Origin of the sequence: Cryptosporangium sp. NPDC048952, assembly GCF_043197895.1 — a bacterium.
Taxonomy (GTDB): Bacteria; Actinomycetota; Actinomycetes; order Mycobacteriales; family Cryptosporangiaceae; genus Cryptosporangium.
The window spans coordinates 155,480-181,300 of record NZ_JBICTY010000006.1 but is presented as its reverse complement, the minus strand read 5'-3'; the positions used below and the strand labels follow the sequence as shown (position 1 = coordinate 181,300).

Genomic DNA, 25,821 nt, shown 5'->3' with positions numbered 1-25,821 from the left:
GCAGCCTTGCGGCCTCAGCGCGTGAGGCGGATCCACCGGTAGCCGTAGCCGTTCAGCGCGACCGCACCGAGGTCGACGTCCCGGCCGTAATCACTGTCGCCGAACAGGTTGAGCGGGCGGTACTGGCCCGCCACCGTGGCGCGGAGATCCAGGCGGCAAGGCACGTCGTCGAGGTTGTGGAGGAACAGCGTTTCGGCGCCGTCCAGAGCGGCGAGGTGGGCGAGCACACACCGCTGCTCAGTGGTGAGCATTTCGTGATCGCCGCAGCCGATCTCCGGGCACTCGCGCAGCGTGTGCAGGATCCGCTCGAACCAGGACAGCACGCTGGTCTCGTCGAGACGCTGATCGGTGACGTTGACCTGCTGATAGGCGTACTCGCCGAAGTCGATCACCGGCGCGATCACCCGCTCGGCCGGTGCGGTGGAGAACCCCGCGCCGGGACCGCTGTCCCACTGCATCGGTGTGCGGATGGCCTGGCGCTCCGGTAGCTGCAGGTCTTCGCCCATGCCGATCTCGTCGCCGTAGCGCAGCACGGGGGTGCCGGCCATCGTGAGCTGGAGGCTGTAGGCCAGCTCGATGCGGCGACGGTCGCCGCCCAGCATCGGGGCCAGACGCCGCCGGATGCCCCGGTCGTAGAGCTGCATGTCCGGCTCCGGCCCGAACGCAGCGAACACATCGGCGCGTTCGGTGTCACTCAGGCCGCCGAGGTCCACCTCGTCGTGGTTACGCAGGAACGTCGCCCATTGCGCGTGGGCCGGAAGATCGGGTAGCGCCGCCAGCGTGTCCCGGATCGGCTGCGGATCGCGGCGCGCCAGCGCCAGCATCATTGCCTGGTTGAGCCGGAACGCGAAGAGCATCGTCGTCCGACTGGAGGTGCCGTCGGCGCTGCCGAAGTATTCGAGCAGTTCCGCGTCGGCGACGTTGGCCTCGGCCAGCAACACCGCGTCACCGGCCCGCCAGGACACCCGCTCCCGCAGGTCGCGCAGGAACCGGTAGTCCGGCAGGCGCTGCTGCCCGGTCTCGATCAGGAACGGAGCGGCATCGATTCGGAACCCGGCGACGCCGAGCCGCAACCAGAATTCCGCGATCTTCCCGATCTCCCGGCGCACCGCCGGGTGGTCGGTGTTGAGGTCCGGTTCGGTCCGGTAGAACCGGTGCCGATACCAGGCGCCGGCCTGTTCGTCGTAGGTCCACGTTTCCTTCTCGACGCCGGGGAATACCTGACCGCTGAACCGGTCGGGTGGCTCGACCGCCGACCAGACGTACCAGTCCCGGTGGTCCGACGCCGGATCCTCCCGAGCGGCGCGGAACCAGGGATGCTGGTCGCTGGTGTGGTTGACCACCAGGTCCATGATGACGCGCAGCCCCCGCTCGCCGGCCTCGGCCAGGAACAGTGCGAAGTCGCCGAGGTCTCCCAGACACGGGTCGATCGCGTAGTAGTCGGTGATGTCGTAGCCACCGTCGGCGCCCGGCGACGGGTGCACGGGGTTGAGCCAGAGAGTGTTGACGCCCAGGCGGGACAGGTAGTCCAGGCGCTTGGTCAGTCCGGGCAGATCGCCGATGCCGTCGCCGTCGGAGTCTTGGAACAGCCGCACGTCCACGGAGTAGATGACCGCGTTGCGATACCACCGTCCAGGCATTACTCCTCCACGAGCAGGCCCGCGCGGAGCCGGCTCAGTGTCGCCGAGAGCAACCGGGACACCTGCATCTGGGATACACCGATCTCCTCGGCTATCTCGGCTTGGGTCTTGTCGAACACGAACCGTTGGTGAAGTACGTACTGCTCCCGGGATGGCACGTCCTCGAGCAGCGGAATCAGCGATTCGTGATTGTCGACGGCCTCCAACGCTCGATCGTCGGCGCCGAGAGTGTCGGCCAACCGAGGCGCGCCGGCCCGACCGCGGACCGGGGTCTCCAGGGAAATCGCCGCGAAGGCGCCACCGGCCTCGAGACCTTCGAGCACCTCCTCTTCCGACTTGTCCAGATAGGAGGAGAGGTCGCAGACGCTCGGGGCGCGCCCGTCCCGCTGAGTCAGTTCGTGTCGCGCCGCGTTGACCGCGAGGTACAACTCCTTGACGCGCCGCGGCACCCGGACGGCCCATTTGCGATCCCGGAAGTAACGCCGGACCTCACCCATCACGGTCGGCACCGCGAACGCGAGGAACGCGGACCCGCGGTCCGGGTCGAACCGGTCGATCGCCTTGATCAGACCCACCCGAGCGACCTGGACGAGATCGTCGAATTCCACTCCGCGCCGCGAATACCGGCAGGCGACGTGGTCGGCGAGCGGCATGTGGACGACGATCAGGCGCTCACGCACGCCGGCGCGGCGCGGATCGTCGGTCGAGAGCGCAGCCAGGCGCCGGAACAGTCGCTCGGCGGTCGCGTAGTCGTCGTAGCGGGGATCAAAATGGGCTGGTGCGGCATCACGGTCGCCGGCCTCGACGGAGCTCGGCGGGCGACGAAGTTCGAAAGGGCCTGACGGTCGTGGGGACATAGGCCATCACTCCTTCCAGGAAGGACGAGGAAGCCAGAACGGTCGCAACGCACGTTCACAGAGCCGATCAGGACGCGCGTGCGCCTGAAAGGCCGAACTATCGCCGGTCGTCTCGGCCCGGCAGAGCAGACTTTTGGGCTTTGGTTTCGAGCCGAGCGACCAGGGCAGGGCAGGAACCAATGTGTTGATTGAGGCCGAGGAGACGGGGGTACACATGTTCCCCGATAAGCCGGACGTGAGAGCCGGTGATTCGGAACGCCCGGACGACTGGTGGCGAGAACAGCTGTCAAATTTGTACGGCCTGTTCGTCGTGTCGATGATGATGTTCGACGGTCGGGACCCCGACGACATCCTCCGCCTGGCGGCCACATCCCTGCCTTCGCTCTGCGAATGCACCGTCGACACCGTGTACCTGCGGGTCGATCGGGCACTGATCCCCGCACGCGGCGGCACGCCCGATCCGGCCCTGGTGGAGGCTCTGGAGAGCCTGGACGGCCAGAGCGGGCCGGTCCCGACCAAGGACAGTGGTTGGCGCTGGGCAATGGCGCTGGGTAGTCCGGCTGAACTGCTCGGCTACCTCGTCGTGTGCTCTGCGGCGGCACCGTCCACCGACGAGTTCTTCCTCGTCAAGGCACTCGCGCAGCAGACGTCCGGCGCGTTGGCGAGCGCGCGGTTGCATCAGCGGGAACGCGAGCAGTCCGCGGCATTGCAGACCCTCAACAGCGAGCTGCAGTCGCTCAACGGCCGACTCGCCACGTCGGTCGCGCGCCTGGAAGCACAGACCAGGGTGCACGAACGGCTCAGCGAGGTCACCGCGTCCGGCGCGGGAGAGGCCGGAATCGCGCTCGCCCTGCACGAGCTGACCGAGCTATCGGCGGCGGTGGAGGACCGGTTCGGCAATCTGCTGGCCTGGGCCGGCCCCCACCAACCCGACCCCTATCCCAAAGCGGTTCCGCATCGGCGGGAGGAGCTCCTCCGGCAGGCGGCCGCAGTGCCGCATCCCATCCGCGTGCAGTCCCGCGTGATCTCGCTGGCCAAGCCCCGGCAGGAGGTGCTCGGCGTGGTCGCGCTCGTCGATCCCCGGCACACCGCCGGCGGCCACGAGGTGTTCGCGCTGGAATACGCCACCACGGTTCTGGCCCTGGAGCTGTCACATCGGCGCAGTCTCGCCGAGGCCGAACTGCGGCTACGCCGCGACCTGGTCGACGATCTGATCGCGGGCACCGACGAACCCAGCGCATACGCTCGGGCCGACGCGCTCGGCCATGACCTGCGCGGCACGCACCACGTCGTCGTCGCGAAGTGGAGCCGGACCCACACCGATGACGCGGTGGCCGCAGCCTCGACGGCGGCCGCGGACGTGCTGCAGCTGTCGAGCCTGATCTCCCGGCGGGCGGGCAGCGTGGTGCTACTCGTGCACGGACCACTGGACGGCGCCGCTCTGCATCGGACTCTGGCCGAGAAGCTGGGCGGGACGGCCGGAGCGATCGGGATCGGCGGCCGCTGCCGTGGGCCCACTGACGTTCCCCGCTCGTATGCCGAAGCGGTACGCGCGGCTGACGTCCGGCGCGACTCCCGTTCTCCCGACGGCGCGACCTTCTACGACCAGCTCGGGCTCTACCGCATCCTGGACATCGGTACCGGGAGCGGCGAGGTCGAGGCGTTCGTCCAGGAGTGGCTGGGCGAGTTGCTCACCTACGACCAGCGCAAGAGCACGGACCTCGTCCACACGCTCTCCCAGTATCTGGAGTGCGGCGGCAACTACGACGAGACCGCCGCCGCGCTCCTCATCCATCGAAGTACGTTGCGTTACCGACTGGGTCGGATCCGTAAGATTTGCGGACACGACCTCAACGACGTCGACGATCGGTTGAATCTGCACGTGGCCACGCGGGCATGGCAAGTGCTCCAGCGGCCGGAGTAAAACGGAGACCCAGGTGGACCTTGCGCCGGCAGAAACCCTGACCGTGACGTTCGGCGGCGCGACGCTGCATGCAGGTGACCACGTCTGCGTCTTCTACCGCGGCCAGGAAGAGCGCGACCGGTGTCCTGGGCGAGCACGGCAACTTGGAGGTGGCTGAGCCGGAGAACGGTCACCTGCAGATCGGCCGGAACTCCCCGGATGCTCTGTTCGCTCGTCTCAACGACTGGGTCGGGCGCAACATGATCTCTGCGGCCGCGCCGTTTGGCCGGCTCGTCGGCGACATGAGCTGGGCGGGCCGGCTGATGTCGCCAACGCCGTTGCCGGAGCTGGTCGGCGAGGAGATCGCGGTCACCAGTTGGCTGCGTCAGTACCCCCAGGTCGTGCTCTGCCTCTACGACCTCGAGCTGTTCGGCGGCGATCTGATCATTCCGATGGTCAAGGCTCACCCCAAGGTCTGGATGGCCGGCTCGCTGATCGAGAACCCCTACTACCTGAGGTCGTCGGAGAACGGCTTCCGGCACTAACGAGCTCCGCATCGATGCGTCTTCGACGCGGCGCGAGTTCGCACCGTTTCGGCGGCACCGGCCGGGTAGCCCAGCGCACGCCAAGCCGCTGCCGACCGATCGGAGACGCCGTGTCGTTCAACCCGCTGGCAGAAAAAGGGATCCCCCTCGACCAGCAGTACCGCAACTGGCGTGAGCTCAACGTTCTGCCGCTGGATCCGGAGCCACCCGACCGCTACACCATGACCCGGGTGATCGCATTGAACGCGATCGAGATCGAGTCGATCGGATTCAAGCACGCGTTCTTCCGGCGCTGCAGCAATGACGACGTCCGGCGCACGCTGGCCGAGATCCGCTATCTGGAGAACCAGCAGCAACGGGTGGTCAACTGGCTGGTGCCCGGCGTGGCCAGCGTGCTGGAGACCACGTTGGGCTATGAGCAGAACGCCGTGGACCTGACCGCCTGGGTCGCGCGGATGGAGCCGATCCCAACCTCAAACAGGCGTACGAGTTCGGAGTGCTGGAGGACTTCGACCACCTCTACCGGTACGCCAACCTCTACGAGCTCGTCGAGCACCGGAAGGCCGAGAAGATCGTCGACGGTCTCACCGAGGTGATGCCCGGCCGGCCGACGGTTGCTCAGCACCGCCACCCGTACGAACACGTCAACGTGCACCCGGCCGCCCGGCAGATCCTCCACGACGAGCAGGTCGTCGTCGACGCTCGACTTCGGGAAGAACTGGACGCGAAGGAACTGCTGGCGACACTCGACCGGGACGGTCCGAACGTGCCGAACTTCCGCCACCGTCTTCTGGTGCTCCGCGCCGCGGTCCTCAGTCATGCCCGCAACGAAGAGCTTGACGAGTTCCCCCGGTTGCGACAGGCTCTCCGAGATCCGGGCAAGGCTCGTCTGATGCCCGCCGTGCCTGCCGCCGAGGAAGTCGCGCCACCGAGTTCGCAACCCGGCGTGGCCACGGCCACCGAAAATTTCCCGGTCGGATCGCTTGCCGCCGTCATCAACCGTACACGCGAGGTGATCAGACTCGCGGCGACGAGGGATTGAATCAGCGCAGGGACCCGAACACGGGAGGAAGCATGAATATTCTTTCGCCTCGTAGGGCCTTCGCGTCGCTGGGCGCCGGTGCGGTCGTGGCCATCGCCGCGGCCGCCTCGGGCGCTCCGGACGTCGCACCGCTGGCCGGCTGGACCGTGGCCGCTACCACGATCCTGGTCTGGGTCTGGCGGACGAGCTGGCCGCAGGACGAAGCCGGCACCAAGCGCCTGGCCGAAGCCGAAGCCCGCACGCGCTCCACCGACACCTGGGTGCTGCTGGCCGCGGTGGCCAGCCTCGCGGCCGTGGTCTGGGCTCTGGTGCGCTCGTCCGGTCAGCAGGACGCGCAGGGCGTTGCGGCGGTGATCCTGAGCGTCCTCGCGGTCGTACTGTCCTGGGCGTTGGTGAACACAGTGTTCGCGCTGAAATACGCCCGGCTGTACTACCTGGACAGTGACGGCGGCATCACCTTCAACCAGCCCGATCCGCCGACCTACAGCGACTTCGCCTACCTAGCATTCACCATCGGCATGGCGTTCGCGATGGCCGACAACGAGCCGAACACCAGCGCCATTCGGAAGGTGGTGCTCGCTCACGCGCTGCTCTCCTACGCGTTCGGGACCGGCGTGATCGCGGTCGCGATCAACCTGGTGACGAATCTGGGACAGAGCTGAAGCCTTCGCGGCGTCGTCAGTGGACCACCGGCAGGACTTCGGCCAGCCCGGTCACGGCCAGAATTCGCCGCAGCATCGGCGTGGGCTCCGCGAGCTCCAGCGAAACGCCAGACTCGCCGAGCAACGCCTGCGCGTACAGCAGCGCGCTCAGCCCACGAGCGTCGATGAACGACAGGTGGCCACAGTCGAGGACGGTCCGGTCACCGGTGGCCGCCTCGAGGTGCTCAACGCAGCCCAGCAGCACGGGTGTGCTCTTCTGGTCCAACTCTCCGATGAGGTGGAGGCGGTGCCCGCTACCAGTCCGCACCACCCGAATGAGCAACGGCAGTTGAGTGTCTTCCACGGTTCGGTGCTCTCTGCGAATCTTGACGCCCGTATGAACGGCAAGGGCAGGGCGAACGAACGACGACCGCCTCGACAGCTGCAACGCGAATCGCAGACGGTGGTCCCGGGAGATGGACTTCGTTCGCCCTGCCTCGACGTCGATCGAATCAATTGCGCTGGCCGCCGTCTATTGGCAGTCCTGCCGATGCCCGTCAGGTGTTTCCGCGCCGGTCGATGAGCGAAGACGGCAGGTACAGGCCGTGCCGGACGGCGTACAAGGCGGCCGCCGTCCGCGTCGGGGCGTGAACCTTCGAGCGAATGTGCTCCAGGTGGGCCGCGACCGTGCGTTCGGTGATGAACAGGGCGGAGGCGATCTGCTGGTTCGCGCCCCCGTCCACCAACAGACCGAGAATCTGGAGCTCGCGCGGCGTCAGGCCGTGCGTGTCCCTCACCGGTTGGAGCAGGATCAGGCCGGACGGTCGGGCCGGCGGTGAGACGTCGCACGCGAGGCCCGTGATCCGTACGTAGTTGTCCCGTGCCGGTCTCGTGTGCGATGACGCGGACCGCCAAGGCCAGAGGAACGCGGTATGAGGCTGGTCGCCGATCAGTTCAGCCACTGCGAGCTTCACCACGGGCGATTCGGCGGAGAGCAGCGGATGGCCGGCGATCCCGGGCAGGGAGGAGACACTCCCCGAGGCGTCCACCGTTACGGCAGCATGCGGCTCGGAGAAGACACCGGCCAGGTGGCCGAGCCTGTCGACTGGGTCAAGCGTCACAACGGTCACTGTCATCGCTACCCGCTCCTTGTGGACGAGTGCCGGCCGAATGGGACACACGATCACAGCGGCGACGAGGGGCCGCGTGAGCACGGCAGGTCGAAAGCCCCGCGGTTTGTCGGCCTGACGAATCGAGGCTCGTTCAGCCGGGTTTCAGATCGGGTCGCTGGGGGAGCCGGGCGGCGTTCCCGATCGTCCGCAGCGGAGGAAACCGATGACGACCGCACCATCCCGACCGCTCGCTCCCACCCGGCCGTTCCCGGTCGGTCGGCGATCCCGCGGAAACTTCCTCGCGAAGGTACTACGGACGACTGACGCGAAGATGATCGGTCTTCTGTACACCGCCAGCTCGCTCGGTTTCTTCGCGATCGGCGGATTGATGGCGCTGCTCATGCGCGGCGAGTTGGCCCGGCCGGGACTTCAGTTCCTCTCCAACGAGCAGTACAACCAGCTGGTCACGATGCACGGCACGATCATGATGCTGCTGTTCGCCACGCCCATGGTGTTCGGGTTCGCGAACTTCCTGGTTCCGCTGATGATCGGTGCGCCGGACGTCGCTTTCCCGCGTTTGAACGATTTGTCGTACTGGCTGTATCTGTTCGGCGGTCTCATGGTGCTCGCCGCTGTCCTGACTCCCGGCGGCTATCCGGACTTCGGGTGGTTCGCCACGGTGCCGCTGAGCGACAGCGTCAACTCACCGGGGGCCGGAGCCAACCTTTGGATCGTCGGCCTGATGATCTCCGGACTCGGCACGATCCTCGGCTCGGTGAATATCCTGACCACGATCGTGACGATGCGGGCACCGGGCATGACGATGTTCCGGTTACCGATCTTCGTGTGGACAATGCTGGTCACTACCGTCCTGGTGCTGGCGGCCTTCCCGATCCTGACCGCCGCTCTGGCCGGACTGCTGGCCGACCGGCACCTCGACGCCCACGTGTTCGACTCGCAGACCGGAGGGCCGATCCTGTGGTTCCACCTGTTCTGGTTCTTCGGTCATCCCGAGGTCTACATCGTCGCGCTGCCGGTCTTCGGGATCATCACCGAGATCATTCCGGTCTTCGCCCGCCGGCCGGTGTTCGGCTACAAGGGCTTCGTCGGCGCGTCGATCGCGATCTGCGCGCTGTCGCTGACGGTCTGGGCGCATCACATGTTCGCCACCGGCGCGGTCCTGTTGCCGTTCTTCAGCTTCATGTCCTACTTGATCGCGGTGCCGACCGGCTTGAAGATCTTCAACTGGATCGGCACGATGTGGCGCGGCCAGCTCACGTTCGAAACCCCGATGCTGTTCGCGATCGGCTTCCTGGTGACGTTCCTGTTCGGCGGGCTGACCGGCGTGCTGCTGGCCAGCCCGCCGGTGGACTTCCATCTCCACGACAGCTACTTCGTCGTCGGGCACTTCCACTACGTGCTGTTCGGGACGATCGTCTTCGCCGCGTTCGGCGGAATCTACTTCTGGTTCCCGAAAGCGACCGGCCGGATGATGAACGAGCGCCTCGGGAAATGGCACTTCTGGCTGACGTTTCTCGGCTTCCACACCACGTTCCTGGTCCAGCATTGGCTCGGCGAGCAGGGCATGCCCCGCCGATACGCCGACTACCTGCCGAGCGACGGCTTCACGCTGATGCACACGATCTCGACGATCGGCGCCTTCATCCTTGGGGTCTCGTTCCTGCCGTTCCTCTGGAACCTTTGGTGGTCCTACCGGACCGGCCGCGTCGTCGAGGTCGAGGATCCGTGGGGGTTCGGCAACTCGCTGGAATGGGCGACGTCCTGCCCGCCGCCGCGCCACAACTTCACCAAGCTCCCCCGGATCCGCTCCGAACGGCCGGCCTTCGACGCGCATCACGGGAAGGGCACGTCCGATCAGCAGCGGGAAGCCGGCGAAGCATCCGACGCCAGTGCCCGGCCCTGAAACGATCGGGTCACAGTCCGCGGCCTTCCGGCAGTTGCCGCCGATCGCGCACGCGAAGCACCTGGTCGCTCCACCTGGCACCGGCAATGGCGGTCCGCAGTCGTTCGGCAACCTGGGTAACCCGGTGCTGGCCGATGCGCGCGGCTGCGGCAGGCGCTGCAGCAGGCCACGGACGACGACAGCGCGGGCCTCGGTAACTCCGGCCGGCCTCGGGATGCCGGTGTTCCCGGATCCGTACGCCAGCCTCGACCTGCGCTGCCGCATCTGGCGGGACCACGCCTGAGCCCTTCCGAGTTCACATGATGGCCGTCGGCCAACTCCACGAGGGACGTCCCGGTCACCGGCGACCATGGCCGGCTATGCGGGCACGTAGGGATGGTTTCCGGCAAGGTCGCCCACCGCGGGAGGAGGCGGTCGGTGTCCGGTGACTGGCCGATGACGGTTGCCGACGTCAGCAGCAGCCGGCGCGACCAGCAGCTTCGGCTTCGGGTCTCCCGCGCGCGCGTCACGGCTTGATCGAAGCCCGACAAGCACGCGATGCCGGCGCGGGCGCCCCATGATCATGCTTCCCGCAGACGCGCCTGGGCTCCACGTGCAAGAAGTCTTGGCGGGTGGAGTTCGGCGCCGCTATCGGACGTGCAGTTTCCGGGAATATGGGTGTTCGCGAACAGTCTGGATTCAAAGGCCGATGCGGTGGCGCTCGGCGATGGCGCGGGCGGTGAGCTGAGCGGTGAAGGCTTCGGCTGTCGTGCGGTAGACGCCGGCTGCCGGACCGTCGTCGGCCGTCGCGTCCACGGTGATGCCGTCGGCTTCTTCGAGGAAAAGCAGCTGGCAGCCGCGGATGCCTTCAAGAAGGTCGTTGAGGAGGTCCTGCGCGGGGCGTTTCGGGTCGAGTGGGGTGAGCCGGTGGGGTGGTGGCTCGGGGTCGGCGCCGCGTTCGGCCAGTCCGGTGGGGTGTTCGAGGTCGATGTCGTCATCAGCGTGGTCGCTGAGGCGATCGATGATCTCGTCGGGGTAGCGGGTGATGCCGTCGGCGACGTCGAGCGCGTCGCTGATCAGGTCGGTGACGACGTCGGTGGCGGTGTTGTCGCCATCGTCCATCGTGACGACGACCAGCGTGGGCGTCTGATACGGGATCGTTTCGATGTCGTCGGCGCGCGCGAGCACGACATCGGCCGCGTGGCCGGTGGCTTCGGCAGTCAGGTGCACTGCCGTCCAGAGCCAGTGGGCCGCGGCGACCGCTGCGGAGGCGGGGTCCAGGTGTGTGACCCCGTCGGGCTCGACCGGGTTCTTGATGAGCGTGTCGTGGGCGGCAGCGACCTGCAGCGGGGACGCCTCTGGTCGGCTGAGTGCGGTGGCTTGGGCGGCGCGGCCGGTGAGGTCGCCGAGTTCGGTGCGTTCGACGGCGTCGATCTCGGTGCGCAGGTCGGCGGCGATGGCGTCTGTGAGGGCCCGGTCGGCGAGGGTGTGCAGGCGGCGGCCGATGCGGTGCGCGGCTTCGGCCACGGGCTCGTAGGCGTGGGTGAGCGTGCCGCCGCGGGGCAGGTTCGGGTTGGTGGGGGCGGTGGCGACCGCGACGAAGGTGGCACGGTGCTGTTGGCGGCGCCAGCCTTCGGTGTTCTTGGCGAGGCTGGAAGCCGCGCCGGCCGGGTGGGTGTAGGCGCGCCAGAGGCCGGCGGAGAGCGTGGTGAGTTCGGCCGCGAGGCCGAGGTCGGTGGTGGTGAGGGTCGTCGATGTCGCGACGGAGTGGAAGATGGGTCCGTCGCCGGTGTCCCAGACGGCGATGAGTTCGCCGCGGTCGGTGTTGAGCGCGTAGCGCGTCACGGTGCTTCCTTCGTATGTATGGGGTTGTTGGGTGTTCACCGAGTGTCCGTCCATGAGGGACATTCGCTCGGTATCAACTCGTTTTGCGTTGGCTGTGAACTGCTTGATCTCCGGCGGCCGCGCGGTTGTCGGTGTCGAAGGCGTCGCTGATGGCGTTGTCGGCGGTGGTGTAGGCGATGAGCAGGAAGCCGGCGTAGACGCGCATGAGGACTTCGACGCCTTGGCCGGCGCGGCGGGCAGCTTCGGTGATGGGCAGGCCGTTGGTGATCCAGACGGTGATGCCGCCGTGCCGGAAGTCATACGCCCGGCGCGCGACCGGGGACGCGGCTTCTTCCGGGGTGAAGGCGATGGCGCGGGCCTCATGCAGAGCACGCCCGTAGCCGGAGTCCTGCAGCGGGTTACCGCGCATGTTCGTGAACACTCGGCCGTCGCGGCCCGGGCCGTAGCGCTTGAGGTGGTCGCGCAGGATCGTGACCAGAATCGGCGGGATCGGGACACGGCGGATCTCGGTGGCGGGGCGGTGTTTGAGGCCGCGGGCTTGGCGGGGTGTTCCGGTGTCGGTCCACGCCGATCCGGCTTTGGCTTCGCTGCCGAGCAGGTCGAGCCATCCCCACCCGGAATCGGGCAGATAGCAGGTGTTCTCCCGCAGTGCCACGGCCTCGGATGGGCGCAGGGCGGCGTAGTAGAGCGTGGCGAAGAACGCCTGCAGCCGTTCGGCCCAGGGCCCGACCTGTTCGAGCGCGGCCAGCAGATCCCGGACTTGTTGCGGGGTGGGGACGACGCGCCGGTCGATGGCGTCGGCGACTGCGGGCGGCCGCCACCGCACGGATTTCAGCGGTGGAGTGGTGAGCAGCCCGCGTTCCAGGGCGTAGCCGCACGCGCCGGACAGGGCGGCCCGTTTGCGCGATATGACGCTGGCTGCGGCCGGGGCGCCGTCGAGTTTGCGGGCACACGCATCCAGGACGGCGCGGACGGTCGCGGGGTTGCTCAGCGCGTGCACGGGCAGGGACGCGGATTCGAGCCAGGCGAGCGCGGCCCGCGCGTCCGCTGAGGGCTGCTCCTTCCATGCGGTGTTTGGCCGGAACGCGTAACGCATCAGCGCCCGCCGGCACTCGGTGTCCGGTGGGGCGCCGCGACGGCGCCGATCGAGCAGGGCCATGGTGACGGTGGTGAGGCCTTCGGCCTGTGACCGCCGCCCGTTCGGGGACAGCCGCGGCCATTGCAGGAGCGTGTAGTCGCGGGCGTGCGACAGCCACGTGGTCGTCGTTTTCGCCCGCGCCATGCTGGCCGGGAGCCCGGTGTGGACGTCGAACGGCTCGCCTTGCCGGTAGGCGGTTTCTAGGTCGGTGAGGTAGTACCCGGCCGGGGTTTTGTCGCGGAAGGATTCGTGGAATTCGTGACCGTCGACGGTCCATCGGATCCGCCACCGTCCCCGCGCAGGGATCTTCTTCGCGTTGGCGGTGGTGGCTTTTCGGGGTTTCGGGGCGAGGAACTGCAGTTTCTGGAACCGGACCTGAAACGAGGTGGTCGCGGTCGGATCGGGCGACGCAGTGGTTTTGCGGCGGGTCATGGATGGTTCTCCGGAACGGGCTCGATGTGGTCGCGGATCCAGGCGTCAAGATCTGTGCGGCGGAACCGCAGCTGACCGTTGGGCAGGCGGATTGTCGGGGGCGCGTCGCCGAGCGCCCGCCACCGGAAGAAGGTCGAGCGGGGCACGGCGAGCTCGGTAAGGACTTGGGGCAGGGTCAGCAGCGGCTCGTTGGTGGAGCCGGCGGGGTCGGGGGTGATGGGAGCGGTGTCATGGACGCTCGGTGTCCGCCGACCGGTCAAGTCGCCCCGGGCCGGGTGACCGGCCGGACGCGCGGGTGTCGAATCTCGGGGATTGCGGTGCGGCACAGCACAGCCGCCTTTAGGTGAGGAAGAAGCGGGAGGGTCGGCACCCACGAGTCGGCCTGGCCGGATCGGATAGGTGCTGCACCCCCTAAACCGCTTTTGTGATCGCTGGCGAACGACCCCTCCGCTCACACGCGCTCACACGCCACGCCCCGCGACTCGTGTGAGCGGCGTAGTCGCCTTCTCTACCTGCGCAAACGCGCTGCGAGGGCTTGGTCGGAGGCGATGCGTCGTTGTGAGCGAACATCTCAGGATGTGGACCCTCACACCGCGAGCCGGGCGGGTGTCCCCCGGACCCGGCGCGGGCGCAGTACGTGGGTGAGAGCGACTCCGGGGGTCCGTCGACGACGTCCGCGACGCGTTGCGGGCAGTTACACGCCGGACCTCGAAAACGATCCTCCCCGGGGTGGAACCAGCCAAAACGGGTCGCTCACACACGCTCACACGGGTCCCCCGAACGGGCATTTCCCCAGCACATGAGACCAGCGGACTTTTAATCCGCGGGTCTGTTAATCAGTGCTATCTAGTGTGATCTTTTGTTAGCCCGTGAAGGTCAATAACCTCATTTCGGGCACTAGGCTGGAGCCTCTTTCGGAATCCGCGGGCTTGCGGGTGGCTTCGTGCGGCCGCGATGGGCTGCGTGACCGGCGCGGTGCCCGCAGATGTTCGGGGCAGCGGTGCGGACCACGTCCGCGCCAACCAGCGGGACCCAGCCGGGAGATCCATCGCGAAGCGGTCTGTCATGTACGCGGGGCGGCACATCGAGCGCTGGTCAGGCGACCGGACTCATGCGGGGGCGAGTCCGGGACCCGCGTCGCGAACCTCCCACGTGATCGTCACTTCGGTGCGATCGTGCCCGTACCCGCGCCCGGAGTGCACGTCGTCGACGCGGACAAGGCAATAGTCGTCGCCGCTGCGGTAAATCACAACCTGACCAACTCCTGGGCGTTTGAAGTGGCCAGTGAATTCGTACGCTCGTGGGTCGTCGATTTTGTCGATGTCCGCGTAGCGAGCAAGCGCGAGGGAATTAGGGGCAGCGTGCGCGATTACAGAGTCGGCGCCTGATTTCGACCAGCGTGTAGGAAAGATGCTCTCACCGTAGGTGATCTGGAACTCCCCGTTGTTCTGCTCATAGTCAAACGTTGCTGACCCACTGACTCCGCACCCGCGCTGAAAACGGTCGATGAAGGGGCGGTTCAACTCGACGATCCGCTCTCGTGTGTCTTGGGTGAAGTCGCGCACGTCGATGCCGGCCTCGGTGAGGCGCTGCCATCCGACCTCGCGAATGCGGGGGTCTGGATCGAACATGCCGACGTATACGACGGCGACTCCTTCATCTATGAGCCTGGTCGCGCACGGCGTCTTGTTGGCTGAGCGAGACGTGCAGGGCTCCAGAGTTGTGTAGATGGTCGCGCCGCGAAGTCGGCCGGTTGCTGGGCCGATCTTCTTGATGAGGCTGTACTCGGCATGGTCGCCCGGGTGCTGGGGGTCTTCACCGCGGTGGGCTTCGGCGATGAGGGTGCCGGAGGGATCCGCCGCGACGGCTGCGACACGAGGCGATTCCTCGGTGCGGCCGGGCTCGGTCTTGCATAGCCTCGCCAGGTCGGCCGCTCGCGACATCCACTTCTCGTCGTCCGGTGACGGTTGAGTACGCCGGGTGCTCATAGCGCCAGCGTTCCACGGGCGATTGGGTCACGAGCCAGTTCAGGGTTCAGCGCGCACGTGTCGCGTCAGGAACTGGCGTTTCGTCGGGTCGGCGAAGTGGCGCCTTCGCTGCCGGAGGCCCGGTCGGTGCCACCCGTGGGTCTGGTGACGCTCCGTAGATCAGCGGGCGGATGTGAGCCTCGTCGCTGCACGCGAGACGGGCTCGAACGGCCGTCGGTCGCCACGGACGTTGTCCGCCGTGCGTCCGGCCCCAGTGATCGCCACTGGAACACAGCGGGACACAACCGGACACCCCACCGCCCCCGGCGCCCGCGAAGCCGACGGACACGAAACGGCCCGCTACCAGCGTTTCCGCTGGTAGCGGGCCGTTTCCCCTAGGCGTGGCGGGTGAAGGATTCGAACCTTCGTAGGCTGAGCCGACGGATTTACAGTCCGCTCCCTTTGGCCACTCGGGCAACCCGCCTAGGGTCTTGCACTTGCTGCACTGCCAAGAGGGAGGATAGCCAATGACCTAGCCCGGGCACCAATCAGGTACCCGACTCAACCGGGAGGAGCAGCACACAGTGGCGGACTCGTCGTTCGACGTCGTCAGCAAGGTCGACCGGCAGGAGGTCGACAACGCCCTCAATCAGGCCGCCAAGGAGCTCAGCCAGCGGTTCGACTTCCGCGGCACGAACGCGTCGGTCAACTGGGCGGGCGAAGAGGCGGTCACGTTCCAGGCCGACACCGAGGAGCGCCTGCTCGCGGCGCTCGAGGTGTTCAAGGACAAGCTCGTCAAGCGGGGCATCAGCCTCAAGGCGTTCGACGCCGGTGACCCGCAGCAGTCGGGCAAGTCCTACAAGCTCAGCGGGACGATCGTCCAGGGCATCGAGAGCGAGAAGGCGAAGAAGATCGCGAAGGCGATCCGGGACGAGGGCTTCAAGGGCGTCCAGGCCCAGATCCAGGGCGACCAGCTCCGGGTCAGCGGCAAGAAGCGCGACGACCTGCAGGCCGTGATCGCCCTCCTCAAGAACGAGGACTTCGGCATCCCCCTCCAGTTCGTGAACTACCGCTGAGCCCTGAGCGCCGGGGAGCGGTCCCACTAGGGCACCTTCGAACCCGCCCAACCGGGACCGCTTCCGCCGCTCGAGCAGATCATCAAGGCCGCCATCCCGGCTCGACGAGCGCACGACTATCGATCCGAGGGGCGATCTACCTGGTCGACCTCGGATCCGAAAAGCGCGGGCACGAGCAGCGCGGGCAAGCGGTTGGGACTCGTCCCCAGGGACCGTCGCCACGATCGTGCCCACGTCGACCAGCGCCGGGCCGACGGCTCTCCGCCCGGAGGTGGAGATCGGCGGCACGATGACGCGGCTGCTCGTCGAGCAGATCCGCAGTACCGACGTCGACTACAGCCACGGCGAGCCGGTGCACCATCTTGACCGCGACGAGATCGCGGAGGTCGAGCACGCCGTGGTGCGCGAGGGGCTCTAGGCGAACCAGCGGCGGGTTCGGCCGAGTAGGACGCGGCCGAACTGCAGTTCGGGGAAGTGGGCGCCGGCGCCCAGCGTCGACGGGTCCTCGAGCTCGCGGAACAGGCGGTCGCGGACCCGTGCGGCCAGTGCTGGGTCGAAGTCGCCGATCGACTGCCACGTCGGCTCGTCCAGCTGGACCGGGCAGATGACCGCGTCGCCGAGCAGGAAGGCCCGCCGGCCGCCGGACGCCACGATCACGCTCAGATGGCCCGGGGTGTGCCCGGGCGTCATCGTCACCGAGACCCCGGGCGCGATCGTCGAGTCCTCGGAAATCGGTCGCAGTCGCGACGAACCGCGGAACCCCGCCCGGATGTGATCGAACATCCAGACGTCGGAGTTCAGCACGAAGTGGTCCCACTCCGGCGCGCCGAACCAGATCGTCGCGTTGCCGAACGTCGGGGAAGCCGTTCGGTCGAAGAGCCAACCGGTGTGATCGGAATGCAGGTGCGTGCAGACGACGTCCGTGACGTCCGAGGGTGCGACTCCGAGCGCGCGCAGCCCCAGCGGGAGCTGCCCGCCGATGAGCAACCGACGAGGGCCGCTGTCGCGCAGCTGCGGCCCCATCCCGCAATCGACGAGGATCGTCCGGTCGCCGGTGCGCACCAGGAAACACCCGATGGGCAGGAACGCGAACCCGTCGGAGCCGAAGAGGTCCTCGTGGCCCTCCGCGCGCACGTGGTCGCCGAAATACTCCGGCGACGCGCGGAACGTCCCGTCGGCGAGCGGATGGACGTCGATGTCGCCGATGAGCACGCGCTCAGCCGTTCGAGTAGATCCGCGAAGGGCTGACCAGCACCGCAGTGCGCCGTTCCGCCGCCATCACCCGGTCGTACTCGTCGAAATCCTCGTGCGTGCCGCCGGCGGCGGTGAAGACCTCGCGCAGGAGCAGCCGCAGCCGCTCGGCGTCGACGCCACCCACCGGATCGTCGGGCCCGATCAGCTGGGCGGTTCCCTCGACCGCGGCCCACTCCCAGCCGACCCGGAACACCAGCGTGGTCTGCGGTCGCTGCCGCAGGTTGGCGAGCTTGCGCGTACCTCCGGCGGCGACGTATCCGACGACGTCGTTCCCGCCGAGCGGATCGGAGAGCACCCCCGCGTTCACCACCGAGGACTGAATGCTCCCGTCGGCCCGCGACGTCGAGACGACGACGAGTCCGTGCTCCCGCGCGACGAGGCGCGCCACATCCGTGAGGTCGGCCATGGCCCGACTGTATGCCCCACGACCGACACCTCCTACGCCCCGCGGCAGACGAAAATGTCGCCCCTTCCACCTACGCTCGGCGGCGATGAGCGCGTGGGTCGAGTCCTGGTTGCGCCGGCGTCCGGTGGTCGCGGACACCGGCGTCGCCGTGCTGCTCTGGTCGCTCGATCTGCTGCTCCAGCCGGGGCCCGGGCTGATGCTGTTCGCCACGCTGCTGACGGGGGCGCTCGTGCTGCGCCGCACGTATCCGGTGTGGTCGGCCGCTGCCGTCGTCGGGATCGCGTTCGCGCAGTGGGTCACCGTGTCCGGCGCGGGCCTGCTGGTCACGGACATGGCGGTTCCGCTCGCGGTGCACGCCACCGCTGCGTACGCCCCTCGCTGGGCGTCGCGCGGGATGCTGGCCGCGGCGCTGCTCGGCGTCGGGCTCGGCGCGCTGACCTGGCCACCCGTCACCGGGGCCGGCGTCGGCAGCCATGCCCTGTTCGCGGCCGCGATGGCCGGGTTCGTGTTCGCCGGGTGGGCGCTCGGTGGATTGCGGCGGGCCCGCGAGGAACGCGTCGCGGCGCTCGAGGTCGAGCGTGACCAGAAAGCGCTGCTCGCGGTGTCCGCCGAACGCACCCGCATCGCACGGGAGATGCACGACGTCGTCGCCCACTCGCTCGCGGTCGTGATCTCGCAGGCCGACGGCGGCCGGTACGCGGGCTCGCCCGAGGTCGCGCAGGCGGCGCTGGCCACGATCGGCGAGACCGGTCGTCGGGCGATGGGGGAGACCCGTCGGCTGCTCGGTCTGCTCCGAGAGGAGCCCGGTCCGCTCACCCCGCAGCCCGGCCTCGACGACGTCCGCACGCTCGTCGAACAGGTCCGCGCCGGTGGCCTCGACGTGACGCTCCGCCTCGAACCCCCGCCCGCGCCGGTCGGGAGTGGGCTCGGCCTCGCGGTCTACCGGATCGTCCAGGAGAGTCTCACCAATGTGGTGAAGCACGCCGGGCCTGCGGCCCGCGCCTCCGTCGAGGTGCGCTGGGCTTCCGACCAACTGCAACTGCGCATTATCGACGATGGGCGCGGCGCCATCGTGGGCGACGCCAGTGGGCACGGCGTCGTCGGGATGCGGGAACGCGCCGCGGCGTACGGTGGCACGATCCGGACGGGACCGGGTCGGGTGGGAGGGCACGAGGTGTTCGCGCGGATACCGGTGCCCACGTGATCTCGGTGCTGCTCGTCGACGACCAGTTGCTGGTGCGGGCGGGGTTCCGGCTCGTCATCGACTCGCAGCCGGATCTCACGGTGGTGGGCGAGGTGGGGGACGGGCTGGCGGCGGTCGCCGAGACTGAACGCGTAACACCCGACATCGTGCTGATGGACGTCCGGATGCCGGTTCTGGACGGGATCGAAGCGACCCGACGGATCACCGCGCTACCGGATCCGCCGAAGGTCGTCGTACTGACCACCTACGACCTGGACGAGCACGCACTCGCCGCGATCCGCGCCGGGGCGAGCGGGTTCCTGCTCAAGGACGGTTCGCCGGAGGACATGCTGGCGGCGTTGCGCACAGTTCACGCCGGGGACGCGGTGATCGCGCCGTCCACGACGCGGCGGTTGCTCGACACGTTGGCGCCCGGGTCGGATCCGGTTGCGGTGCGGGCGGTGGAGTCGCTCACCGAGCGGGAGCGGGACGTGCTCGTCGCGATGGCTCGGGGGTATTCGAACGCCGAGATCGGCGTGCGGTTGCTCGTGTCGACCGGCACGGTCAAGACGCACGTCGGGCGCATCCTGCAGAAGCTCGATGCGCGCGACCGCGTGCAGGCGGTGGTGGCCGCCTACGAGTCCGGCCTGGTTCGCCCGGGACGCTGAGCGGCGCGCGGTCTGCCAGGAAATCGCACGGGGCGTGGCCCCTCGCGCGACAGCTTCCTGGCAATCCGGGTAGGCCTCGGGGCCGATCAGGTCTGGCCCGAGGGCAGACGCGGCGCTGGTGCTCCGAAACCTAGCGTCGGCGGCGCCCGAGGCCATCCCGGTCTCGGCTCGACGCGAAGGAACCGGATGCGAATCTCTGCACCTCGCACCGCGCTGGCTGTCGCCATCGCGGCGACCACCCTAGCCACCGCGGCCGCCCCAGCCGCCCCAGTCGCCGCGGCCACTCCGGCCGCTCCGGCCGCTCCGGCCGCTCCGGCCGCTCCGGCCGCTCCGGCCGCCCCGGCCGCCCCGGCCGCCCCGGTCACCGCGGCCGCCCCGGTCAACGCGGTCAACGCCGCAGCGGCGGCCGCCGCGGCCGTTCGGGCCGCTAGCCAACCGGCCCGGAACCCGGCGGCGGCGTTGCTCGTGTTGCCGGAGGTGAGTGGGAAGTACTCGGTCGGCACCCGGGTGCTGCACCTGGTCGACAACCACCGCGCCGACCCCTGGGGCGACGGCAAACAGCGCCGCGAGCTGATGATCAACATCTGGTACCCGGCCCGCACGACCGCCGGCCACCCCCGCGCCCCCTGGCTCACGCCCGCCGAAGCCGGCCCGGTCGGCAGCGACTTCGTCCAGACGCTCACCGGCAAGCCCGGCGTCGTCGGTGGCGTGGAAGCAGTGCGAACGCACGGTGCGCTCCGCGCGCCGGTCGCGAACAAGCCGGGCGGCCACCCGGTAGTGCTCTTCTCACCGGGCTTCGGCGCGGAACGCAACTCCAGCGCCGCGCTCGTCGAGGACCTCGCGAGCCAGGGCTACGTCGTCGTGACGATGGACCACCCCCACGACGCGATGGCGGTCGAGTTCCCGGGCGGCCGGGTCGTCCCGAACACGATCAACGCGCTGATCGAAAAGGACCCGAACCAGGCCGAAAAGATCATCGTCAAGGCGCTCGAGACCCGCGTCGCCGACACCCGCTTCGTCCTCGACGAGCTGCAACGACGCAATACCGGCTGGATGCGGCTCGACCACGTCGGCATGGTGGGGCACTCGCTCGGCGGCGCGACCGCCGCACAGGTCGCGCACGACGACCCCCGTGTCGTCGCGGGCATCAACATGGACGGCAACCCGTACGGCTCGGTGGTCCACGACGGCCTCGACAAGCCGTTCCTGCAGGTCGCGTCGGGCAACACCACGGCGGAAAACACCCCGGCCTGGGGCACGTTCACGGGCAACCTCCGCGGCTGGCACCGCGAGGTGAAGGTCGCCGGTACGGAGCACCTGAGCTTCCACGACGTCGTCCTGGCCAAGGCGAAACTCGCGAAGCTCCCCGGCGTCGCGCCGTCGATCATCAAAGAGGCGTTCGGAACGCTCGACGTTCGGCGAACCGTCACCGTGGAGCGGGCCTACGTGAGCGCGTTCTTCGATCTGCACCTGCGCGGCGTCGACCGGCACCTCCTCGACGCAGCCTCCCCAGCGTTCGGCGAGGTCACGTTCATCTGAGGGCCATCTCAGGGGTGATCTCCGGTGCTTCCCCGATGGGCGGCGGGCCGCCGCGGCGCGACGCTGGTGGAACATAACCTCGTCCATCGGAGAGAGCCGTGGAGATCGACGGAATCATTTCTGCCCTCATCGTCGGCACGATCATCGGTGTGCTCGGTCGACTGGTCGTCCCGGGCAAGCAGCAGGTCGGCTGGCTCATGACGTTCGTCGTCGGCATCGTCGCCGCGCTGGTCGGCACCGGTGTCGCGAGCGTTCTCGGCGTCGCGGACACGTCCGGCGTCGACTGGATCGAACTGGCCGCGCAGGTCACGCTCGCCGGCATCGGGGTCTCGCTCGTGGCCGGCTCCTCGAAGGACCGTCCGAAGATCACGTCCGGACGCTGAGACCCCTGGCCGCGCGCCCGACCCTCGTTGCGGCCAGGTAGACCACTCCCGTTCCGGCGGGAGTGGTCGTCCGCGGTCCGGCAGACCCCTTCATCCCGCCGGACCGCGGACTCCGGGCATAGTTGCCCGGGTGTCGTCGACGATGATCGAGGTGGGGCCGCGGCTCGCGGTGGCGTTGGTGGTCCTGACGCTGGTGGCCGCGCTCGTCGCGGGCTTGGGACGACTCGGACCGTGGCGTTCGATCCCGGTCGCGGCCGTCCGCGCCACGCTCCAGCTCGGTGCGGTGTCGCTGCTGATCGCGGCGATCGTCGCGTCGCTGTGGTTCACCGCGCTGTTCGTCGTCGCGATGGTGGGAACCGCAGCCTGGACGTCGGGTCAGCGGATCACCGGATCCGGTGACCGCAGGCAGAAGCTGTGGGTGGCCGCCCCGATCGCGGCCGGCAGCCTGCCGGTCGTCCTCGGTCTGATCGCGGGTGGGCTCGTCCCGGTGAAGGGCATCGCGATCGTTCCGATCGCGGGCATCCTCATCGGCGGCGCGATGACCGCTACTTCCCTGGCCGGACGACGTGCGCTCGACGAGCTGGAGACCCGCCGCGGCGAGGTCGAAGCGGCACTGTCGCTGGGCTTCCTGGACCGCGACGCCGCACTGGAGATCTGTCGCCCGTCGGCCGGGCAGGCGCTCGTACCCGCGCTGGACCAGACACGCACTGTCGGCCTCGTCACGCTGCCGGGTGCGTTCGTCGGTGTGCTGTTGGGCGGCGGCAGCGCGGTGGAGGCGGGCGCGACGCAGCTGCTCGTGCTCGTCGGGCTGCTCGCCGTCGAGTCGATCGCGATCGTCGTCGTCACCGAGCTGGTCGCCCGCTCCCGCCTGGCCCGGTCCGCCTGATGTCCACCCGCCGTGGCGGGTCGAGCTGCACGCCGAGACGCGACAGGAAGCGCGACGTCGGTGCCGTCGACCTCGACGTGGAGCAGTTCGCGCGTAGCTGATCCGCTCGGAATTGTCGGGGGTGGGGCCTAGCGTTCGGGGCATGGAGATTCGCGGGGTTGCTGCCGGAGTGCCGTTCGTGGCGGTGCCGCCCGCGCACGGGGGGCCGGCGCCGCTGGTCGTCGTCTGGCACCTGATGGATGCGCCGCGCACCGAGGTGGCGATGGCGGCGGCGCTCCCGCTGGATGACGTGCCGGCGTGGCGCGTCTACCTCGGGCTGCCGCTGATGAGCTCCCGCACCCCGGCCGGTGGGTTCGAGGAGATCATGGCGCTCGTCCGCGACGACACGTTGCTCAAGTGCCACGGGGCGGCGATCACGCAGGCCGCCGCGGAGCTACCCGACGTGCTCGAGGCTCTCCGCGAACAGCTACCCGACACCGCGCTGATCGACGCCCCGCTGTTTCTGATCGGCGGCTCGGCCGGTGGGGGAGCGGCGCTGCTCACGCTCACCGAATCAGAGCGTCCGATCGCCGCGGTGGTGGCGATCAACGCGGCGATCCGGGCCACGTCGGTGGTGGCGCTGGTCGAGCAGGGCATGGGGATCGAGTACGCCTGGAGTCCGGAGTCCCGCGCGCTCGCCCAGCGGCTCGACTTCGTCGAGCGCGCCGACGAGATCATGGCGCGGCGGCCGCAACCCGATGTGCTGATCGTCAGCGGCAAGCACGACCATCAAAGCTTTCAGGACGACGCTTTCGCGCTGCGCAAGGCCCTCGGGGAACGCCGAAACGGGGGAGTCGTCGTCCTCGCCCCGATCGACGGCCTCGCCCACCCCCTGGCCCTCGAACCAGGCCTGGAAGCCGCCCCGCAAACCCCCCACGCCGCAGCCGTGGAAGCCCCGGTAGCCGCCTTCCTCAAAGCCCGAATTTGAGCTTGTCGAGCCGGGTGTCGAGGCTGAAGCCGGTCATCTCCGCCTGGCTGGGGCGAGATGCGCCTACCCAACACCCACGTCGTCGAGCTCGGGAACGACCTCGCGGGCGTCCCCGCCGCGCTCCAACGGCAGCCGCACCTCGAAGCGCGCCCCCTCGCCGGGCGCCGTTTCCACCCGCACCGAACCACCGTGCGCAGCCACCAGCGCGGCGACGATCGACAGCCCGAGCCCGGAACCACCGTGCGCCCGGCTGCGCGCCGGGTCGGTGCGGTAGAAGCGCTCGAACACCCGCTCGGCCTGGTCCGGGGCCAGCCCGGGCCCGGCGTCGACCACCGCGACCACCGCATCGGCACCGTCCACGGCGAGCCGCACCTCCACCGAGGTCCCGGCCGGCGTGTGGATCGTCGCGTTCGACAGCAGGTTGTCGACCACCTGACGCAACCGCGCGCTGTCCCCGGTGACGTTCAGCGGCTCGTCGGTGTCGATCCGTAGCTCGATCGGATGCGTGGACGCGACGATCCGGGCACCTTCCACGGCGTCGACGGCCAGCTGCAGCAGGTCCACCGGGCGCATCTCGATCGGCCGCTGCTGGTCGAGGCGGGCGAGCAGCATCAGGTCGTCGACGAGCAACCCCATTCGCATCGCCTCGAGCTCGATCTTCTCCATCACCCGGTCGACCGCGTACCGGTCGTCGGGTACGGCTCCCTGCCGGTACAGCTCGGCGAACCCGCGGATCGACGTCAGCGGGGTGCGGAGCTCGTGGCTGGCGTCCGCGACGAACCGGCGCATCCGGTCCTCGGACGCCCGGGCGCTCGCCTCGGACGCCTCACGCTCGGTGAACGCGGTCTCGATCTGTTCGAGCATCGAGTTCAGCGCGGTGGCCAGCCGCCCCACCTCGGTGCGCTCGCCGCCGGGCCGGACACGTTGGCCCAGATCGCCACCGGCGATCGCGGCCGCGATCGTCTCGACCTCACGCAGCCGGCGCAGGCTGGAACGCACCACGACCCAGCCCACCCCGGCGAGCGCGAACAGCGTCACGGCGCCGGTGCCCACGTCGATCGCGATCAGCCGGTTGACCGTGTCGTCGACCTCGTCGTAACTGATGCCGACGACGAGCAGCCCCTCCTCGTCGGAGAGGTACCGGACGATCATCCGCCACTTGTGCCCGGCACCGGTGGCCTCGGCGTCGAAGTACCCCTCGTCGAGCCGCTGCAGCGTGGCTTCGTCCTCGAAGTCGGGCAGGACGGGCGCGGTCTGATCGCTGTCGGAGGGACGGCTCAGCCGGGTGATCGGATCTTCCCCCGGGGGCACGTAGTAGATGTACTGCGCATCGTCCGCGGTGCGCTCGGTATCGGTGCCGGAGGTGGTCGGAAGACGATGCTCGGCCCGGTTGGCCGTGCCGCGCAGCTGACCGTCAAGGCGGTCGATCAGGTAGCCGCGGAGCGCGAGCGTGCCGGTGACACCGGTGACCACCAGTGCGATCGACAGCAGCGTGACCAGCGCCGCCACCAGCTTGACGCCGAGCGGCAGCGCGTCAGGGGCCGCACGGACCGCCGCAAGCACTCCTGGGCGCTTCACGATCAAGTCCGCGGTACTCGCAACGCGTATCCCACGCCGCGAATCGTATGGATCAACCGCGGTTCGGTGGTGTCGACTTTCTTACGCAAGTACGAAACATATGACTCGACGATGTTCGAGTCACGTCCGAAGTCGTAGTGCCAGACGTGATCGAGGATGACGGCCTTCGACAGCGCCTTGCCCGGGTTGTCGAGGAAGTACTGCAGCAGGCGGAACTCGGTCGGCGACAGCGTCACCGGCTTGCCGGCCTTCCAGACCTCGTGGGTCTCCCGGTCGACCTCGATGTCGGCGAACGTCGAGCGGGCCGACGCGTCGGGGACGCGCTCCTCCGGGGCCGCCGAAGCCGGTGCGGCCTCGGCCGTGCGCCGCAGCACCGCACGCACCCGGGCGAGCACCTCGCCGAGGCTGAACGGCTTCGTGACGTAGTCGTCGGCGCCGAGCGTGAGGCCGCTGATCTTGTCGTCAGTGCCGTCGCGGGCCGTGAGGAACAAGACCGGGATCTTCGTGCCGCTGCCGCGCAGCAGCCGCAGCACCTCGAACCCGTCCATGTCGGGCAGCATCACGTCGAGGACGATCAGGTCGGGCGTGAACTCGCTGGTCGCCGACACGGCCTCGCGGCCCGTCGTCGCGGTTCGCACTTCGAAGCCCGCGTAGCTCAGGCTGGTGTCGAGCAGTTCGACGATGTTCGGCTCGTCGTCGACGACCAGTAGCCGTGCTTCGGGTGCCGCGTCCTGGCGCTCGGCCATGGGGCTCCTCGGCAGAGTGGGCGAACTGGTCAGCGTGGCCGTGCGAGCAGCCAGCCAGCTCATCATCCCACCGGCCGTGAGGAGCGGCGCGGAAGCGTCGGCGGTAACAG

General features: G+C 68.8%; 25 protein-coding genes, 1 tRNA gene and 1 pseudogene. 14 read left to right on the top strand and 13 right to left on the bottom strand.

The genetic code is table 11. The features are described from left to right. Positions 1–14: 14 nt before the first annotated feature. Both ACGFY5_RS31170 and ACGFY5_RS31165 read right to left on the bottom strand, forming a co-directional pair. Positions 15–1,640: an alpha-amylase family protein gene (locus tag ACGFY5_RS31170; RefSeq protein ID WP_392725358.1), complete on the bottom strand. Its 1,626-nt coding sequence runs from the start codon at positions 1,638–1,640 to the stop codon at positions 15–17. Continuing rightward, positions 1,640–2,497 (bottom strand): SigB/SigF/SigG family RNA polymerase sigma factor, encoded by an 858-nt coding sequence (locus ACGFY5_RS31165; protein ID WP_392725357.1) that lies wholly within the window; start codon positions 2,495–2,497, stop codon positions 1,640–1,642. Before ACGFY5_RS31165 ends, ACGFY5_RS31170 begins: the two co-directional genes overlap by 1 nt. Positions 2,498–2,711: 214 nt before the next feature. On the opposite strand from ACGFY5_RS31165, the gene ACGFY5_RS31160 reads away from it, so the two are divergent. The 4 genes and pseudogenes from ACGFY5_RS31160 to ACGFY5_RS31145 all read left to right on the top strand — a co-directional run bounded on the left by ACGFY5_RS31160 (position 2,712) and on the right by ACGFY5_RS31145 (position 6,649). Then, a complete protein-coding gene (locus ACGFY5_RS31160) occupies positions 2,712–4,421 on the top strand; it encodes a PucR family transcriptional regulator (protein WP_392725355.1) in 1,710 nt (569 codons plus the stop codon). Between the two features lie 74 nt (positions 4,422–4,495). Then, a complete protein-coding gene (locus ACGFY5_RS31155) occupies positions 4,496–4,945 on the top strand; it encodes an MEDS domain-containing protein (protein WP_392725353.1) in 450 nt (149 codons plus the stop codon). A 110-nt stretch (positions 4,946–5,055) separates the two neighbouring features. Further along, positions 5,056–5,591 (top strand): annotated as a pseudogene (locus tag ACGFY5_RS31150) (hypothetical protein); the annotation flags it as partial. A 428-nt stretch (positions 5,592–6,019) separates the two neighbouring features. Further along, positions 6,020–6,649 carry a DUF1345 domain-containing protein gene (locus tag ACGFY5_RS31145; protein WP_392725351.1) on the top strand — a complete coding sequence of 210 codons (630 nt, stop codon included), beginning with the start codon at positions 6,020–6,022 and terminating at the stop codon, positions 6,647–6,649. 16 nt (positions 6,650–6,665) lie between these two features. Here the strand turns inward: ACGFY5_RS31145 and ACGFY5_RS31140 are convergent, their stop codons facing one another. Both ACGFY5_RS31140 and ACGFY5_RS31135 read right to left on the bottom strand, forming a co-directional pair. Beyond that, on the bottom strand, positions 6,666–6,992 hold the full coding sequence (locus ACGFY5_RS31140) for an STAS domain-containing protein (RefSeq protein ID WP_392725349.1): 327 nt from the start codon (positions 6,990–6,992) through the stop codon (positions 6,666–6,668). Positions 6,993–7,185: 193 nt separating this feature from the next. Continuing rightward, on the bottom strand, positions 7,186–7,749 hold the full coding sequence (locus ACGFY5_RS31135; RefSeq protein WP_392725348.1) for a response regulator transcription factor: 564 nt from the start codon (positions 7,747–7,749) through the stop codon (positions 7,186–7,188). Between the two features lie 214 nt (positions 7,750–7,963). Here ACGFY5_RS31135 and ctaD point away from each other — a divergent pair, with 214 nt between their 5' ends. After that, entirely contained in the window at positions 7,964–9,664 is a 1,701-nt protein-coding gene (gene ctaD / locus ACGFY5_RS31130) for a cytochrome c oxidase subunit I (protein WP_392725345.1), read from the top strand. After that, entirely contained in the window at positions 9,651–9,947 is a 297-nt protein-coding gene (locus tag ACGFY5_RS31125; RefSeq protein ID WP_392725344.1) for a hypothetical protein, read from the top strand. The genes ctaD and ACGFY5_RS31125 overlap by 14 nt, the downstream gene beginning before the upstream one ends. Positions 9,948–10,342: 395 nt before the next feature. Here ACGFY5_RS31125 and ACGFY5_RS31120 read toward each other — a convergent pair whose 3' ends face one another. From ACGFY5_RS31120 to ACGFY5_RS31100, 5 genes are all read right to left on the bottom strand, one after another. Beyond that, complete coding sequence (locus ACGFY5_RS31120) at positions 10,343–11,488, bottom strand: hypothetical protein (RefSeq protein ID WP_392725341.1); 1,146 nt, start codon at positions 11,486–11,488, stop codon at positions 10,343–10,345. 73 nt (positions 11,489–11,561) lie between these two features. Beyond that, on the bottom strand, positions 11,562–13,058 hold the full coding sequence (locus ACGFY5_RS31115) for a tyrosine-type recombinase/integrase (RefSeq protein WP_392725339.1): 1,497 nt from the start codon (positions 13,056–13,058) through the stop codon (positions 11,562–11,564). Beyond that, complete coding sequence (locus ACGFY5_RS31110) at positions 13,055–13,318, bottom strand: helix-turn-helix transcriptional regulator (protein ID WP_392725337.1); 264 nt, start codon at positions 13,316–13,318, stop codon at positions 13,055–13,057. Before ACGFY5_RS31110 ends, ACGFY5_RS31115 begins: the two co-directional genes overlap by 4 nt. A gap of 849 nt (positions 13,319–14,167) precedes the next feature. Then, positions 14,168–15,046 carry a hypothetical protein gene (locus ACGFY5_RS31105; RefSeq protein WP_392725335.1) on the bottom strand — a complete coding sequence of 293 codons (879 nt, stop codon included), beginning with the start codon at positions 15,044–15,046 and terminating at the stop codon, positions 14,168–14,170. Between the two features lie 381 nt (positions 15,047–15,427). Next, positions 15,428–15,509: transfer RNA gene (locus tag ACGFY5_RS31100), tRNA-Tyr, on the bottom strand. 100 nt (positions 15,510–15,609) lie between these two features. Here ACGFY5_RS31100 and ACGFY5_RS31095 point away from each other — a divergent pair. Both ACGFY5_RS31095 and ACGFY5_RS31090 read left to right on the top strand, forming a co-directional pair. Beyond that, positions 15,610–16,101, top strand: a complete 492-nt coding sequence (locus tag ACGFY5_RS31095) for a YajQ family cyclic di-GMP-binding protein (protein ID WP_392725332.1) — start codon at positions 15,610–15,612, stop codon at positions 16,099–16,101. Positions 16,102–16,327: 226 nt separating this feature from the next. After that, complete coding sequence (locus ACGFY5_RS31090) at positions 16,328–16,519, top strand: hypothetical protein (RefSeq protein ID WP_392725331.1); 192 nt, start codon at positions 16,328–16,330, stop codon at positions 16,517–16,519. On the opposite strand, the gene ACGFY5_RS31085 is transcribed toward ACGFY5_RS31090, so the two are convergent. Together ACGFY5_RS31085 and ACGFY5_RS31080 are read right to left on the bottom strand one after the other, a co-directional pair. Next, on the bottom strand, positions 16,516–17,313 hold the full coding sequence (locus ACGFY5_RS31085) for an MBL fold metallo-hydrolase (RefSeq protein ID WP_392725329.1): 798 nt from the start codon (positions 17,311–17,313) through the stop codon (positions 16,516–16,518). The genes ACGFY5_RS31090 and ACGFY5_RS31085 overlap by 4 nt on opposite strands. 4 nt (positions 17,314–17,317) lie before the next feature. Beyond that, positions 17,318–17,761, bottom strand: coding sequence for a TIGR03618 family F420-dependent PPOX class oxidoreductase (locus tag ACGFY5_RS31080; RefSeq protein ID WP_392725327.1), 444 nt, complete (start codon positions 17,759–17,761; stop codon positions 17,318–17,320). 85 nt (positions 17,762–17,846) lie between these two features. On the opposite strand from ACGFY5_RS31080, the gene ACGFY5_RS31075 reads away from it, so the two are divergent. The 6 genes from ACGFY5_RS31075 to ACGFY5_RS31050 all read left to right on the top strand — a co-directional run bounded on the left by ACGFY5_RS31075 (position 17,847) and on the right by ACGFY5_RS31050 (position 23,387). Then, complete coding sequence (locus tag ACGFY5_RS31075; RefSeq protein ID WP_392725325.1) at positions 17,847–18,965, top strand: histidine kinase; 1,119 nt, start codon at positions 17,847–17,849, stop codon at positions 18,963–18,965. After that, the gene (locus tag ACGFY5_RS31070; RefSeq protein WP_392725322.1) at positions 18,962–19,612 is read left to right on the top strand and encodes a response regulator; all 651 of its coding nucleotides are present in this window, start codon (positions 18,962–18,964) and stop codon (positions 19,610–19,612) included. Before ACGFY5_RS31075 ends, ACGFY5_RS31070 begins: the two co-directional genes overlap by 4 nt. 186 nt (positions 19,613–19,798) lie before the next feature. After that, complete coding sequence (locus tag ACGFY5_RS31065; protein WP_392725320.1) at positions 19,799–21,151, top strand: alpha/beta hydrolase family protein; 1,353 nt, start codon at positions 19,799–19,801, stop codon at positions 21,149–21,151. 98 nt (positions 21,152–21,249) lie between these two features. Further along, on the top strand, positions 21,250–21,534 hold the full coding sequence (locus ACGFY5_RS31060) for a GlsB/YeaQ/YmgE family stress response membrane protein (RefSeq protein ID WP_392725318.1): 285 nt from the start codon (positions 21,250–21,252) through the stop codon (positions 21,532–21,534). Between the two features lie 142 nt (positions 21,535–21,676). Then, a complete protein-coding gene (locus tag ACGFY5_RS31055; RefSeq protein ID WP_392726352.1) occupies positions 21,677–22,420 on the top strand; it encodes an ABC transporter permease in 744 nt (247 codons plus the stop codon). Between the two features lie 142 nt (positions 22,421–22,562). Beyond that, entirely contained in the window at positions 22,563–23,387 is an 825-nt protein-coding gene (locus tag ACGFY5_RS31050; protein WP_392725316.1) for an alpha/beta hydrolase, read from the top strand. A 63-nt stretch (positions 23,388–23,450) separates the two neighbouring features. Here ACGFY5_RS31050 and ACGFY5_RS31045 read toward each other — a convergent pair whose 3' ends face one another. Then, positions 23,451–24,965, bottom strand: coding sequence for an ATP-binding protein (locus ACGFY5_RS31045; RefSeq protein ID WP_392725314.1), 1,515 nt, complete (start codon positions 24,963–24,965; stop codon positions 23,451–23,453). Positions 24,966–24,967: 2 nt separating this feature from the next. Then, positions 24,968–25,711 (bottom strand): response regulator transcription factor, encoded by a 744-nt coding sequence (locus ACGFY5_RS31040; protein ID WP_392725312.1) that lies wholly within the window; start codon positions 25,709–25,711, stop codon positions 24,968–24,970. Positions 25,712–25,821 lie beyond the last annotated feature (110 nt).

Excerpts from the sequence above, each read along its gene's own strand:
- ACGFY5_RS31040 (WP_392725312.1), bottom strand. The coding sequence starts at position 25,711 with ATGGCCGAGCGCCAGGACGCGGCACCCGAAGCACGGCTACTGGTCGTC.
- ACGFY5_RS31115 (WP_392725339.1), bottom strand. The coding sequence starts at position 13,058 with ATGACCCGCCGCAAAACCACTGCGTCGCCCGATCCGACCGCGACCACC.
- ACGFY5_RS31075 (WP_392725325.1), top strand. The coding sequence starts at position 17,847 with ATGAGCGCGTGGGTCGAGTCCTGGTTGCGCCGGCGTCCGGTGGTCGCG.
- ACGFY5_RS31080 (WP_392725327.1), bottom strand. The coding sequence starts at position 17,761 with ATGGCCGACCTCACGGATGTGGCGCGCCTCGTCGCGCGGGAGCACGGA.
- ctaD (WP_392725345.1), top strand. The coding sequence starts at position 7,964 with ATGACGACCGCACCATCCCGACCGCTCGCTCCCACCCGGCCGTTCCCG.
- ACGFY5_RS31065 (WP_392725320.1), top strand. The coding sequence starts at position 19,799 with ATGCGAATCTCTGCACCTCGCACCGCGCTGGCTGTCGCCATCGCGGCG.
- ACGFY5_RS31105 (WP_392725335.1), bottom strand. The coding sequence starts at position 15,046 with ATGAGCACCCGGCGTACTCAACCGTCACCGGACGACGAGAAGTGGATG.
- ACGFY5_RS31160 (WP_392725355.1), top strand. The coding sequence starts at position 2,712 with ATGTTCCCCGATAAGCCGGACGTGAGAGCCGGTGATTCGGAACGCCCG.
- ACGFY5_RS31050 (WP_392725316.1), top strand. The coding sequence starts at position 22,563 with ATGGAGATTCGCGGGGTTGCTGCCGGAGTGCCGTTCGTGGCGGTGCCG.
- ACGFY5_RS31145 (WP_392725351.1), top strand. The coding sequence starts at position 6,020 with ATGAATATTCTTTCGCCTCGTAGGGCCTTCGCGTCGCTGGGCGCCGGT.
- ACGFY5_RS31170 (WP_392725358.1), bottom strand. The coding sequence starts at position 1,640 with ATGCCTGGACGGTGGTATCGCAACGCGGTCATCTACTCCGTGGACGTG.
- ACGFY5_RS31055 (WP_392726352.1), top strand. The coding sequence starts at position 21,677 with ATGATCGAGGTGGGGCCGCGGCTCGCGGTGGCGTTGGTGGTCCTGACG.
- ACGFY5_RS31165 (WP_392725357.1), bottom strand. The coding sequence starts at position 2,497 with ATGTCCCCACGACCGTCAGGCCCTTTCGAACTTCGTCGCCCGCCGAGC.